The organism is Pseudomonas sp. OE 28.3, assembly GCF_014268205.2.
Taxonomy (GTDB): Bacteria; Pseudomonadota; Gammaproteobacteria; order Pseudomonadales; family Pseudomonadaceae; genus Aquipseudomonas; species Aquipseudomonas edaphica.
In genome coordinates this window covers 2,125,705-2,138,565 of sequence record NZ_CP077082.1, presented here as the reverse complement: position 1 = coordinate 2,138,565, position 12,861 = coordinate 2,125,705, and the positions used below count along the sequence as shown (strand labels likewise).

The 12,861-nt window shown below is 60.2% G+C and carries 16 protein-coding genes; 9 read left to right on the top strand and 7 right to left on the bottom strand.

Annotated features, from left to right (window positions below; genetic code table 11):
• A complete protein-coding gene (gene glp / locus HU759_RS09730) occupies positions 1 to 1,188 on the bottom strand; it encodes a gephyrin-like molybdotransferase Glp (protein WP_170039029.1) in 1,188 nt (395 codons plus the stop codon).
• A 22-nt stretch (positions 1,189 to 1,210) separates the two neighbouring features.
• Complete coding sequence (gene moaB, locus HU759_RS09725) at positions 1,211 to 1,750, bottom strand: molybdenum cofactor biosynthesis protein B (RefSeq protein WP_017136189.1); 540 nt, start codon at positions 1,748 to 1,750, stop codon at positions 1,211 to 1,213.
• Positions 1,751 to 1,826: 76 nt separating this feature from the next.
• Between moaB and mobA the strand changes: the two genes are divergently transcribed.
• The gene (gene mobA / locus HU759_RS09720; RefSeq protein WP_017136188.1) at positions 1,827 to 2,429 is read left to right on the top strand and encodes a molybdenum cofactor guanylyltransferase MobA; all 603 of its coding nucleotides are present in this window, start codon (positions 1,827 to 1,829) and stop codon (positions 2,427 to 2,429) included.
• Positions 2,430 to 2,508: 79 nt separating this feature from the next.
• The gene (locus HU759_RS09715; protein WP_017136187.1) at positions 2,509 to 2,730 is read left to right on the top strand and encodes a YgdI/YgdR family lipoprotein; all 222 of its coding nucleotides are present in this window, start codon (positions 2,509 to 2,511) and stop codon (positions 2,728 to 2,730) included.
• Between the two features lie 56 nt (positions 2,731 to 2,786).
• Here HU759_RS09715 and HU759_RS09710 read toward each other — a convergent pair whose 3' ends face one another.
• From HU759_RS09710 to HU759_RS09700, 3 genes are all read right to left on the bottom strand, one after another.
• Complete coding sequence (locus HU759_RS09710; protein WP_099549059.1) at positions 2,787 to 3,677, bottom strand: pseudouridine synthase; 891 nt, start codon at positions 3,675 to 3,677, stop codon at positions 2,787 to 2,789.
• A 71-nt stretch (positions 3,678 to 3,748) separates the two neighbouring features.
• Complete coding sequence (locus HU759_RS09705; RefSeq protein ID WP_003189932.1) at positions 3,749 to 4,084, bottom strand: hypothetical protein; 336 nt, start codon at positions 4,082 to 4,084, stop codon at positions 3,749 to 3,751.
• Positions 4,085 to 4,202: 118 nt separating this feature from the next.
• Complete coding sequence (locus tag HU759_RS09700; RefSeq protein WP_099549060.1) at positions 4,203 to 5,114, bottom strand: LysR family transcriptional regulator; 912 nt, start codon at positions 5,112 to 5,114, stop codon at positions 4,203 to 4,205.
• Between the two features lie 166 nt (positions 5,115 to 5,280).
• Between HU759_RS09700 and lysA the strand changes: the two genes are divergently transcribed.
• Positions 5,281 to 6,603: a diaminopimelate decarboxylase gene (gene lysA / locus HU759_RS09695; protein ID WP_170038989.1), complete on the top strand. Its 1,323-nt coding sequence runs from the start codon at positions 5,281 to 5,283 to the stop codon at positions 6,601 to 6,603.
• 49 nt (positions 6,604 to 6,652) lie between these two features.
• Here the strand turns inward: lysA and HU759_RS09690 are convergent, their stop codons facing one another.
• A complete protein-coding gene (locus HU759_RS09690) occupies positions 6,653 to 6,889 on the bottom strand; it encodes a glutaredoxin family protein (protein ID WP_170038987.1) in 237 nt (78 codons plus the stop codon).
• Positions 6,890 to 6,978: 89 nt separating this feature from the next.
• Positions 6,979 to 8,187: an ammonium transporter gene (locus HU759_RS09685; protein WP_138450029.1), complete on the bottom strand. Its 1,209-nt coding sequence runs from the start codon at positions 8,185 to 8,187 to the stop codon at positions 6,979 to 6,981.
• 352 nt (positions 8,188 to 8,539) lie between these two features.
• On the opposite strand from HU759_RS09685, the gene HU759_RS09680 reads away from it, so the two are divergent.
• The 6 genes from HU759_RS09680 (at position 8,540) to HU759_RS09655 (ending at position 12,800) form a co-directional block, all read left to right on the top strand.
• Positions 8,540 to 8,854 (top strand): YqjD family protein, encoded by a 315-nt coding sequence (locus HU759_RS09680; protein WP_017136182.1) that lies wholly within the window; start codon positions 8,540 to 8,542, stop codon positions 8,852 to 8,854.
• Between the two features lie 5 nt (positions 8,855 to 8,859).
• Positions 8,860 to 9,249, top strand: a complete 390-nt coding sequence (locus HU759_RS09675) for a phage holin family protein (protein WP_017136181.1) — start codon at positions 8,860 to 8,862, stop codon at positions 9,247 to 9,249.
• Positions 9,246 to 9,578, top strand: coding sequence for a hypothetical protein (locus HU759_RS09670; protein WP_017136180.1), 333 nt, complete (start codon positions 9,246 to 9,248; stop codon positions 9,576 to 9,578). The genes HU759_RS09675 and HU759_RS09670 overlap by 4 nt, the downstream gene beginning before the upstream one ends.
• A 93-nt stretch (positions 9,579 to 9,671) precedes the next feature.
• On the top strand, positions 9,672 to 10,835 hold the full coding sequence (locus HU759_RS09665) for an EAL domain-containing protein (protein WP_169985702.1): 1,164 nt from the start codon (positions 9,672 to 9,674) through the stop codon (positions 10,833 to 10,835).
• A 71-nt stretch (positions 10,836 to 10,906) separates the two neighbouring features.
• Positions 10,907 to 12,238: a deoxyguanosinetriphosphate triphosphohydrolase gene (locus HU759_RS09660; RefSeq protein WP_017136178.1), complete on the top strand. Its 1,332-nt coding sequence runs from the start codon at positions 10,907 to 10,909 to the stop codon at positions 12,236 to 12,238.
• A 166-nt stretch (positions 12,239 to 12,404) separates the two neighbouring features.
• Positions 12,405 to 12,800 carry a response regulator gene (locus HU759_RS09655; protein WP_017136177.1) on the top strand — a complete coding sequence of 132 codons (396 nt, stop codon included), beginning with the start codon at positions 12,405 to 12,407 and terminating at the stop codon, positions 12,798 to 12,800.
• The last annotated feature ends 61 nt before the right edge of the window (positions 12,801 to 12,861 follow it).

Sequence of the window (12,861 nt, the reverse complement as noted above, 5' to 3'; positions counted from 1 at the left end):
TCAGTTCAGGACTTCACTCAAGGGAATGAAATTGACGCGGTCGCCAATATCGAGTGTCGTCCCCTCCAACACCTCCACAAACCCTTCGGCCCACGCCGCGCTGCGTAGCACGCCGGAGCTCTGGTTGCGGTAGATAATCGCCCGGCCCTGCTCGATACGCCCGCGCAGGTACTCGCGGCGGTTGCCCGGCTGAGGCCACACGAACCCCACCGGCACTTCGAAGCGCAGCGGCGCCACGTCCTGCACGCCTTGGCGGCGCAGCAGATAGGGCCGGGCCAGCAGCGCAAAGGTCACCAAAGTCGACGCCGGGTTGCCGGGCAGGCCAATCACCGGCACACCGCGAAAGTGCCCGAAGGTCAGCGGTTTGCCCGGCTTGATCGCAAGTTTCCACAGGGCCAGTTCGCCCTCTTCGCGCAGGGCGATGCCGAGAAAGTCCGCCTCGCCGACCGAGACACCGCCGGTGGACAGGATCAGGTCGACACTGCCCAGGCTTGCCAGGCGTGTGCGGGTCTTTTCCAGGTCATCCGGAAGAATCCCGGCATCGATCACTTCACAGCCCATGCGCACAAGCCAGCTGCACAACACACGCCGGTTGCTGTTGTAGATCTGCCCCGGCCCCAGCGGCAGGCCGGGTTCGATCAGTTCATCGCCGGTGGACAGCACGGCCACGCGTACCCGGCGCACCACACTTAAACAGTCATGCCCGAGGGAAGCAGCCAGGCCCAGCTCTATCGGGCCAAGCCGGGTGCCTGCGTTTAGCACCAACTCGCCGACCGTGGTTTCCTGGCCTTGGGGGCGGATGTTCTGGCCGGCCCGCAAGCGCTCGGTGAAGCTCACGCGGTCGTCGGCGTGGACCACGGCGTTTTCCTGCATCTGCACACAATCGGCGCCTTCGGGCACCGGCGCGCCGGTAAAGATGCGCGCGCAAGTGCCGGCCGCCAGTGGCTGCGGTGCCTGGCCGGCGAAGATGCGCTGGCTCACGGGCAGCGGCTCGCCGGTCCAATCCGACAGGCGCAGGGCGTAACCGTCCATGGCGCTGTTGGGCCAGGGCGGCAGGTCGAGGGTGGAGACCAAATCTTGCGCCAATACGCGGCCATCACACTCGGCCAAGGGCTGCACGTCGTGCTCGCGAATCGGCGTTGCTTCAGCCATGTCCAGTAGTTGCTGCAGCGCTTGTTCCACCGGCATCAGTGCACCGGACTTGCCAGGCTTATCCACGGGATTCGCAGGGTTCGGCCTGCTTCAGGTGCGGCACAAAGTTGCACGGGCGGTGGCGGTTATCCAGTTGCTCGGCAAGGATGCCATCCCAACCGGTGCGCACCGCGTTGGTCGAACCCGGCAGGCAGCAGACCAGCGTGCCATTGGCCAGGCCGGCCAGGGCGCGTGATTGGACGGTGGAGGTGCCGATATCAGCCACGGAGATCTGGCGGAACAGTTCGCCAAAACCATCGACCTGCTTGTCCAGCAGGCAGCTGACGGCTTCGGGCGTGCTGTCGCGGCCGGTGAAGCCGGTGCCGCCGGTGATCAGCACCACTTGCACCACGTCTTCGGCGATCCAGTGGGCGACCTGGGCGCGGATTTTGTACAGGTCGTCCTTGAGCAGTACGCGCTCGGCCAGGTTGTGGCCGGCGGCGGCCAGGCGATCGACGAAGACCTGGCCGGAGGTGTCGGTGTCCAGGGTGCGGGTGTCGCTGACAGTCAGCACAGCGATATTGAGGGGTACGAAGGGCGCATCAGCCTTGGCTTTCATGGCTTGGTCCGGTTGTCGAATGAACAGCCCGATGTTATATCACAGGCCCCTATTTGCCTGCCGCTGCGGAACCACCATGTCGCTTGATTCTTCGCCCCTGCCTTGTTCGATCCTGCTGCTGGCCGGCGGCCGTGGCCAACGCATGGGCGGCCAGGACAAAGGCCTGCTGCCCTGGCACGGCCAGCCATTGGTTGCACATTTGCAGCGCCTGACCCGACCGCTGACCAATGACCTGATCATCTCGTGCAACCGCAACCATGAGCAGTACGCGCCCTATGCCGACCAGTTGGTGAGCGACGACAGCCCGGACTTCCCCGGCCCGCTGGCGGGCATCCGCGCGGGCCTGGCCGCCGCGCGCCATGCGCATGTGCTGATACTGCCGTGTGACGTACCCAACATCGACGTGGGACTGTTGGCCGATTTGTGTGAGACGGCACACCGCAACCCGCAGGTGCCGGTGATGGTACGCCATGGCGAGTTCTGGGAACCCTTGATCTGCATCATCCCCACCCACCTCAAAACCCAGGTACAACAGGCATGGGACGCCGGTGAGCGCAGCCCGCGCAAGATATTCCTGCAGTTGGGCGGTGTGGGCCTGGAATGCCAAGCTGACGACCCACGCCTGGCCAATCTGAATACACCCGAGCTGTTGCACCCTGGGTCTGGCGTGTCAGAATGAACCTCGCACAAGGAACTTTGTCGACGCCATGCGCGTCACAAGGTCAGCTATTTAAAAGAATTCTCTTGGAGACAAACTCATGACTCAACGGACCATCGCCGCTCTCATGCTTGCACTGGGCCTCGCCACTCTCGCCGGTTGCGCTTCGCCTACAGTGATCACCCTGAATGACGGTCGCGAAATCCAGGCCGTCGACACCCCTAAATACGACAAGGCTTCGGGCTTCTACGAGTTCGAACAACTTGACGGCAAGCAGACCCGTATCAACAAGGATCAGGTTCGCACCGTTAAAGACCTGTAAGTCTTAAGCGTTTGCCCACAAGGCCCGCCATGTGCGGGCCTTGTCGTTTCTGGCGGTTACCAGTCGAGGGTGATGCGGCTGCGAAAATGGCGTTGTTCACCGGTCACCGGGTCAATAAAGCGCACGCCCTGGGCCAGCAGTTTGAGTGGGTTGGCGTAGTCGTCCTCGGCATCCTTGAGCACATCGGGGTAGAACGGGTCGTTGCAGATACTCGCCCCCAGCGCCGTCATGTGCACCCGCAGCTGGTGCTTCTTGCCGGTCACGGGGAACAGGCCGTAGCGCCACAGATCGCCATTTTTCTCGCGCACTTGCACCGCCGTTTCGGTGTTGCTGGCGCCCGGCCCTTCCTGCATGCGAAAGAACGGCTGGCCATCGACCAGGCGACTTTTATGCACCAGCGGGAAGGTCAGGTCGGGTAAGGCCGGGGCAATGGCTTCGTAGAATTTATCGATGCGCCGTGTGGGAAACAGCTGTTGATACGCCGACCGGGTTTGCGGGTTGGCCGAGAACAGCACCAGCCCCGCCGTGTGCCGATCAATGCGATGCAGGGGCACCAGCGCGGGGTTATCCAGGCGACGAATCAGGCGGCGCAACAGGGTTTGTTCGACGTATTCGCCGGCCGGGGTCACCGGCAGAAAGTGTGGTTTGTCGGCCACTACCAAGTGCTCATCGGCATACAGGATGCTTTCCTGAACCGGGATCACCTTCTCATTCGGCACTTCGCGGAAATAATAAATGCACAGGCCTTCCTTGTAGGCGAGGTCCAGGCTGATTGGCAGGCCATTGATGTCCAAGACGCGGCCACGGGCGACGCGGTCCAGCCAGTGTTCACGGCTGATCGCCGGAAAGTGCTCGCACAGGCAATCGAGCACTGTCGCCCACGGGCCGGGTGGCAGATACAAGGTGCTGGCTTGATGCTGGGACGCAGAGAAAGCGGATGTGGACATGCAATGCTCGAAACCTGGATAAACCGGCAGGCATTATCCCGCATGGAACGCGATTGGGCCTAGGGCGGATCTCAGGCCTTGGCCAATTGCGCTCGCAACACCGGCGAGGCGCTGGCCGCCTCGGTAAATTCCTTGAGCCAGCGCAACACGTCCACCGCTTCCCAGCGGCCGGGATCGTAGAGCGCGTACAACAAGCCCTGGTAACCCACCACGTCCAGCTGCTTGTGGTAACCAGCGCGCTGGAACAACGCCTCGATCTCGGCGAAGCAGGTATTGAAATGCACTTTGTTAAACGGCGTCTTGCCTTCCGTGACCAGGCCGTCGAGGCGCAGCTCATTCACCGCGTCGCGCACGACGTCGGCGGACATGCGATTGACGCTGCTTTTCAGTTGTTCAACATTCACCACGGGCGTTCCCTCTATTCAATCGCTGTACAAACATACAGTAACTTAATATTCGGAAACTCGCCATCGCGAAAACGCGCCTGTGCAATCAAGACCACCCGTGCGCGACCAGTGGGCCTGCTCAGAGGTTCTGCAACTGAGCACTTATGCGCTGACAATGGCTGCGCAGCACATCCACAAAGTGAATGACGCTGGACGATTCAGGGCGGTGCAACGGCCGCACGACACTCACACAGTAAGAAATCGAATGGGAAAAACGCCGGATCTGCAAACCTCTGCCTACATAGTCCAGAGCGGTGAGCGGATTGACGATTGCAACGCCCACACCCAGGTTTACGGTCGCACACACAGCGCTGGCGTTATGCGTTTCGACCACCAGCCGTCTCTCAATGCCCGCCTGCTGAAAGATCGCGTCGGTTTTGATCCTGTAGGGGTCATCCGCCGCAAGGTAAACAAAGTTTTGCCCATTGAAGTCCTCTGGCGTGAGGACTGCTTTTGCATTGAGCACATGATGAGAAGGCAATACACACACCACATCAAGGTTTAACAAGGTTTCGCTGTGGGTTCCAGGTGGTGTCTCAAGGGTTTCAGTCAGCCCCAAATGATAACGCTGAGCCGTCAGTGACTCTTCCAGGGCGGGAGATTCCTGCGGCGTGACATTGATGCTGACACCCGGGAATTTAATACAAAAATCCTGGCAGACCTGTGGCAGCAAGGCATTCGAAAACGCCGGCTGGCAGGTCAGCGAAATTTGCCCATGGCGAAAGTGCCGGATGGCCTCAGCGGCGTTCTTGACGCGAGCCAGGCCCACATAGCTGCGCTGAACTTCATCGAAGAGCATCAGGCCATGCTCGGTGGGAATCAGTTTCGCGCCCGCGCGTTTGAACAAGGTCAACTGAGTCAAAGTTTCAAAACGACTCAGCTCGCGGCTGATAGTGGGCTGCGAGGTATGCAGCAATGCCGCGGCAGCGGTTGCACTGCCGGTGGTCATGACCGCCCAGAACACTTCCACATGGCGAAAACTGAAATTCATGAGCAAACCCACGCGTTGAATTGAATGGGTCGAACCATATCAGAAATGAATAGATGGCCATCATTTTGATATTTTTTCTTTATTTTTTCGCCATGCACACTTGCATCGTCTGCGCCGAGAAAGTTGTCAGTGCGTTTAGTCGGAGTCATCCAATCGAGGTAGGAAGATGGACCATTTTAATTTTATCAACGGCCATTTACATGTAGAGCAAGTGGATGTAAATGCCATTGTCGAACAGCACGGCAGCCCTGTTTATCTCTATTCAGCACAGACGCTGAAAAATCACTATGCCGTACTACAAAACGCATTTTCTGCACTGGCGCCTTTGATTTGTTTCTCGGTTAAAAGCTGCAGCAATCTCAGCGTCCTCAAGCTCTTGGTCGACCAAGGATCCGGCCTCGATGTGGTCAGTGGCGGTGAACTGTACCGGGCACTGATGGCAGGCGTGACCGCAGACAAGATAGTGTTCGCGGGTGTCGGCAAGTCCCACGAAGAAATCAGCTATGCCGTTGACGTGGGCGTATTCCTTTTCAATGTGGAGTCCGAGGCAGAGTTGCTGCGCCTGGATGCGGTAGCGTCGGCGGCCGGCAAGCGTGTAAAGGTGGCCATTCGGGTCAATCCGGATGTGGTGGATGCCGGTACCCATGAGAAAACGGCCACTGGCGGCCGCCAGACGAAATTTGGCATACCGATTGAACGCGCCTATGAACTGTTTGCCCCAAAGCGTTACGCGAGCGTCGATGTCGTTGGCATCCATATACATCTCGGGTCCCCGATCCCATCGGCCCACACCTACTTGTCTGCCATCGACAAGATTGAAGAAATGGTCAACCGGCTTCAGGCCGCTGACTGCCCGATTGAGTTCATCAATATCGGCGGTGGGTTTCCAGCGCAATACGGAAACGAAAGCAATCCCGTCTGTTCATTGACTGAAACGGGAGCGCATATTTGTGAGCGTCTGCAAGAACTGAAACGTCGTGGTCTGCGCTTCATCATTGAGCCGGGCCGTTCGATCAGCGCGAACGCGGGCGTTTTACTCACCACGGTCGAGTACATCAAACAAGGCTGGGATCGCAAGATTGCAATTGTTGATGCGGGTATGAACGTCCTGCTGCGCCCCACTTTATACGGCGCGAATCACGTCATCTGGCCAACCCGATTTGGCGACTTTTCCGGCCATTGGACGGCGTTGAGCGAAAGCGTCCGTGAGGCGGGAGCCGCGCCTCTGGAAGAGGTCGACATTGTTGGCCCCATTTGTGAAACCGGCGATCACTTCGCATTAGGCCGGCCCTTGCCCGTACTGGAAGACGCAAGCTTGTTGGCGATTTTCTCATGTGGCGCTTATGGGATGAGCATGGCCAGCCAATACAACTCCCGAGGGCGCCCACCAGAAGTGCTGGTGGAGGGAGCACACGCCAAATTGATACGGCGGCGCGAAACCCACGATGACTTGATCGCGCATGAGCGCTGCGGTCTGGAGAACACTTAAAGCGCTTGAACAACCAAAGCCTGGTGGTCGGCAAGCCACCGGGTTCGCGCTATTTAAGGAAGTTGACCACCTGTTCGCTCTCAAACGGCCAATCCAGCTCCGCCCCTGTATCGGCGCGCCGAAGCACCGGGATGCGCAGCCCGTAAACTTCAGTGAGGTCGTCGGGGTCAGTAATATCCACTAACTCCACCAGCAACCCGCCCTCGACGAGCGGCATGATTTCGGCTTCAGCAAGCTCACAGAGATGGCAACCCAGGGTGCCGAACAACTGGCATTCAGGAAGCATGGCGAATGGACCCGATCAAAAACAGGCAACCATTCTAAGCCCACCCACCTGACTGTGGCGAGCGGGCCAGCCTGTTGCCAGACAGTCGATCAATCCTGGCTGACCGCACCAATTTTGTGAATCGACAGATCCGCGCCGTAATACTCCTGCTCCTGACTCAGGCGCAGCCCGTGTACGCGCTTGATCACGCCGTATACCAGCAAGCCGCCGCCCAGTGCCACGGCCACGCCCAGCGCGGTGCCGATCAACTGGCTGATCAGGCTGACGCCGCCCAGGCCACCGAATGCGGTCTGGCCAAAGATCCCGCAGGCAATGCCGCCCCACACACCACACAGGCCATGCAGCGGCCATACGCCCAGCACGTCGTCGATCTTCCAGCGATCCTGGGCGGCGATAAAGCACCACACGAACAGCCCACCCGCGACCACACCGGTGACCAGCGCGCCCACCGGGTGCATCAGGTCGGAGCCGGCGCAAATCGCCACCAGCCCTGCCAGCGGGCCGTTGTGCAGGAAGCCAGGGTCATTGCGGCCGATCACCAAGGCCGCGACCGTACCGCCGACCATCGCCATCAGTGAGTTGACGGCGACAAGGCCGCTGACACCGTTGAGGGTTTGCGCGCTCATCACGTTAAAGCCGAACCAGCCGACGATCAGAATCCACGAACCCAGCGCCAGGAACGGAATGCTCGAAGGCGCAAACGCGACCAGCCGCCCTTCCCTGTAGCGCCCGTTGCGCGGGCCCAACAGCAGCACCGCCGCCAGCGCCAGCCAGCCGCCCATGGCGTGCACCACCACGGAGCCGGCAAAGTCATGGAAGCTGGCGCCAAAGCGCGCGAGCAACCAGGCTTGCAGGCCAAAATTGCCGTTCCACACCATGCCTTCGAAAAACGGGTAGATAAACGCCACGATCAGCGCGGTGGCACACAGCTGCGGGGCGAACTTGGCGCGTTCGGCAATGCCGCCGGAAATGATCGCCGGGATCGCTGCCGCGAAGGTCAACAGAAAGAAGAACTTCACCAGGCCATAGCCGTGATCGGCGCTGATCACCGCCGCCGGCTGCATAAAGCTCACGCCATAGGAGATCCAATAGCCTATAAAGAAATAAGCCAGGGTCGAGATGGCGAAGTCACTGAGGATTTTCGACAGGGCGTTGACCTGGTTTTTCTGGCGCACGGTGCCGACTTCCAGGAACGCGAAGCCGGCGTGCATGGCCAGGACCATGACCGCACCAATCAGGATAAACAGGGTATTGGAGCTGTGGACGAGGGTGTCCACTGCGCTTTGCAAATTTTCCATGGAGGTTGGCAGGCCTGCATTCAAGGCAAAAAGCACCAAAGCGGTTCAAGCCAGGGTTGCGCGCACTAAATTGGCACCACCGGCACCGCCCCTCTTGAGAGGGCGTGAACCGCTTTAGCGCAGCGATCAACACAATGGGCCGTTGCCGACAGGGTTTTTCCGCGAGTTTGTGTGATTTAGGGTAAGGTTTTTCCAGGCATCGGCCTCGATCCGCCCCGACTCGGCGCAAGCCCCAGGGCCTGCGCACCAAGGCAAAGCAAAAGCTGTACCAGACAATTGAACTGAACCTTCACCGAAACCGGTGACTCGAAACCACACGTACCAAACAGATCAGCCAATCACGGAGATACCCATGGCCAGAAGAACTGCAAAGACTGCTCAAGAAATACTGATGGCGGATTTCCAAACCCTGGTCAGTGACACCGAAAAGTTGCTCGACGACACCGCCGTGCTGGCCGGTGACCAGGCCGATGAGCTGCGCAGCAAGATTCACGAGAGCCTGCTCAAAGCCCGTGAAACCCTGCAACTGACCGAAGATTCCCTGCGTGAACGCGGCCAGGCGGCGGTCACGGCCACCGAAGATTACGTTCAGGCCAACCCTTGGCAGTCTGTAGGCATTGCCGCCGGCGTGGGCTTTTTGATCGGTCTGCTGGCTACAAGGCGCTAACTATCATGTCTATCGGCGAAACCGGCTCGTCCACGGGCACCAGTTCCACTTCACGACGCCTGGGCGCAGCCGTTCTGGGCTTGCTGCACAGCCACGTCGAATTATTTGGCATCGAGTTGCAGGAACAGAAGGCCCGCACCGTGAGCCTGCTGCTGTTTGCAGGCTTGGCGCTGGTGTTTGCGCTGTTATTGCTGGTGGGGTTGTCGACGTTGGTGATGATTCTGGTGTGGGACACCGGCTATCGTCTCACCGGGATTATCTGCCTTTGCGTGTTCTACAGCCTGGCCGCGGCCTTCTGCGGGGTGCGCTTGAAAGCGGCGGTGTTCGATGAGTCCACGCCCTTCCACGCCACCCTTGAAGAGTTGGCCAATGATCGGGAGCGCCTGCTGCCATGAGCATGACTGAAATCCCGCAAAACACCTCGCGCCGGGAAATGCGCAAGGCGTTGATTCGCCTGCGCATGGAAATGCATCGCCAGGAGATCCGTCACGAGTCCCAGCAACTGATGGCGCCGTTGAACAAAATGCGCGACATGCGCCACAACTGGCAAGACAGCCTGGGCATCAAGCACGCGCCGCTGTGGGGCGTGGCGGCGGTGACCCTGATGGGCTTTTTCACCGGCAAGGGCGCCAAGGGCGGCGGCATCAGCAGCCTGACGCGCCTGGTGCGGCTGGGTGCCGGTTTGATCCCGCTGATCAAATTGGCCATGCAGCGTAAAGGCTGAAGCTGGCTGGCTGCATTCTTGCAAACAGAATCGGCCCGGCCCTCGTCACTGAGGGCCGGGCCTTTTTTTCGCCAGCTCTCTTAAGGAGGCCCCGTGATCGACGGGCAACCGCTCGCCTGTTTCCAGCCATTCATCGACACCGCCACCGGGCGCATTGCCGGCGTCGAGGCCCTGGGCCGCTTGCGTCAGGCCGATGGTCACTTGCAGTCGGTAGGCCCGCTGTTTGCCGACCCACGCACACCGGGTGTGGCCCTGCGCCGTCTGGACCGGCAGATCCGCGAAAACGCCTTGAGCCGCCTGCATGAAGCCCCCGCCGACTGGTTTCTGAGCCTGAACATCTCACCGCGCTGGATCAACCGCCTGCGCCCTGGCCAAGCCTTGCCCAGCCTGAAACAAGTGCAGGCCCACAATGTCGATCCGCGGCGCATTGTGTTTGAAATCACCGAACTGGGCGGCGACATCCAGCGCCTGGCCGAGGTGGTCGCACGCTACCGCGATGCTGGCGCACGCATCGCCATCGATGACTTCGGTGCCGGCTATTCGCAACTCGACCGCGTACTGGCGCTGCAGCCGGATATTCTCAAGCTCGACATGCGACTGTTCCAGGAAGCCGCCAAAGGCGGGCCGAGCAGTGACGTGGTGCGGGCACTGGCGCAAATGGCCGAAAAAACCGGCTGCTGGATCATCGCCGAGGGCGTGGAAACCGAGGCGCAACTGAATTTTGCCCTGGAGTGCGGCGCGCGTTATGTGCAGGGTTATCTGTTTGCCCAGGCCCAACTGGACTGGTTTGCGGCCGATGCGTTCGTCGCGCGCTTTGCCCAACTGCGCGGGGTTTACGTGCAACACAAACTCGCCGAGCGTGGCCGTGTGATGCAGTTGCGCGTGCAATTGGCCGAGCTGATGAGCATCCTCCAACGCTGGGCACAGGCCCGCGCGCCGCTCGATCAACTGCCCCAATTGCCGGACTTTCCATGGCTGCTGCGCTTTTACCAGTGCGACCGCCATGGCACCCAGCTGACGCCCAACTTCGAGTGGCGCCAGGATGCCTGGCAGGCCGACAGCCGCTACCTGGGCCACAACTGGTCATGGCGGCCATACTTCTATCACCTGCTCGCCGAAGGCTGGGAGGAGCGGCGCCTGACGCTGTCGTCGACCTACCGCGATGCCACTACCAACCAATACTGCCTCACCGCCGGGCAGTTCTTCGATAACGGTCAGCGCTTGCTGTTAATCGATATCGATGCGGCCGGCCTGTAGATTTTTGCTTGCCGATGCCGCGCTGAACCGGGAAGCTGGGAGGGTCATTCACCGCACGGAGAGTAACCGCCTTGGATTGGCCCACCCTGCTTACCCGCGAACGTCTTGGAAAACCCCTGCACAGCCCGGAAGAACTCGGCCGTAGTCCGTTCCACAAAGACCACGATCGGATTATTTTCTCCGGCGCGTTCCGCCGCCTGGGCCGCAAGACTCAAGTGCACCCGGTGTCCAGTAATGACCATATCCATACACGTCTGACCCACTCCCTGGAAGTCAGCTGCGTCGGCCGCTCCCTTGGCATGCGTGTCGGCGAAACCTTGCGCAGCGCCCTGCCCGACTGGTGCGAGCCAAGCGACCTGGGCATGGTGGTGCAATCGGCTTGCCTGGCCCATGACATCGGCAACCCGCCGTTCGGGCACTCGGGTGAAGATGCCATTCGCCACTGGTTCCAACAGGCGGCCGGACGCGGCTGGCTGGATGACATGAGCAGTGCCGAACGCAACGATTTCCTCAATTTCGAAGGCAATGCCCAAGGCTTCAGGGTGCTTACCCAGCTGGAGTACCACCAGTTCGACGGCGGCACACGGCTGACCTACGCCACCCTCGGCACTTACCTGAAGTACCCCTGGACCGCCCGCCACGCGGATTCGTTGGGCTACAAGAAGCATAAGTTCGGTTGTTATCAGAGCGAGTTGCCGATCCTTGAACAGATCGCCCACAAGCTCGGCCTGCCCCAGCTGGAAGAGCAACGCTGGGCCCGTCACCCGCTGGTCTACCTGATGGAGGCGGCCGATGATATCTGCTACGCCTTGATCGACCTCGAAGACGGCCTGGAAATGGAGCTGCTCGAATATGCCGAAGTCGAGTCGCTGCTGCTCGACCTGGTGGGTGATGATTTGCCCCAGACCTACCGGCAACTGGGCCCGCAGGATTCACGCCGGCGCAAGCTGGCGATCCTGCGCGGCAAGGCCATCGAGCACCTGACCAACGCAGCGGCACGCGCCTTCGTCGAGCAGCAGGACGCATTGCTCGCCGGCACACTGCCGGGCGACCTGGTGGAACACATGCACGGCCCGGCCAAGCGCTGTGTACTGGACGCCAAGGACATGGCGCGCAAGAAAATCTTCCAGGACAAACGCAAGACCCTGCACGAGATCGGCGCCTACACCACCCTGGAAATCCTGCTGAACGCGTTTTGCGGTGCCGCCCTGGAGCAGCATGGCGGGCGCACGCCGTCGTTCAAGAACCGACGCATCCTTGACTTGCTGGGCAACAGCGCGCCGAACCCAGCCTGGTCGCTGCACGCTTCGTTTCTGCGCATGATCGACTTTATCGCCGGCATGACCGACAGCTACGCCACCGAAATGGCACGGGAGATGACCGGGCGATCCAGCCCACAGTAAAACCTTAGGTTATGCCGCCTGCGTCCCGTACAGACTTTACCTACGACGGGAACAGAGCGGCCTGATCGAATTCGCACATCCGCTCGAGGAATAATCGAGCACGCTTCTTGCGAACCCGACACGCAATTCCTACGTCACGCCCCTCTGACTGAGCCATGTGCCTTCTATGCCCATACCCCGTCTTCGAATCCTATTGGTGGAGGATCATCCCTTTCAACTCCTGGCCACGCAGTGCCTGCTCAAAAGCTTCGGTTTCGAACAACTGACCCTTGCGGAAAATGCCGAGCAGGCGATCCGCTCGATGTCTTGCGCCACCCGCCCCTTTGACTTGATGCTGTGCGATCAATGCCTGCCTGACCTGCCTGGGCTGGAACTGGTAGACATTGCCAGCCGCCAACACTTCATCACCGGCGCAATCCTGTTGAGCGGGCTGCCCGCAACAGAGTTGTCCAACCTGACACTCCAGGCCCGGCGGCGCGGGCTGCCCCTGCTTGGTTATTTATTGAAGCCCCTGAATAAAGATGCACTGACAGAGTTGATTGCGCCACTGCTCTCGTTATAACTGTAGGACTATAAACACCGTTCACCGGTAAACAATCGCCGCAAAACCATCGCCGAATCCC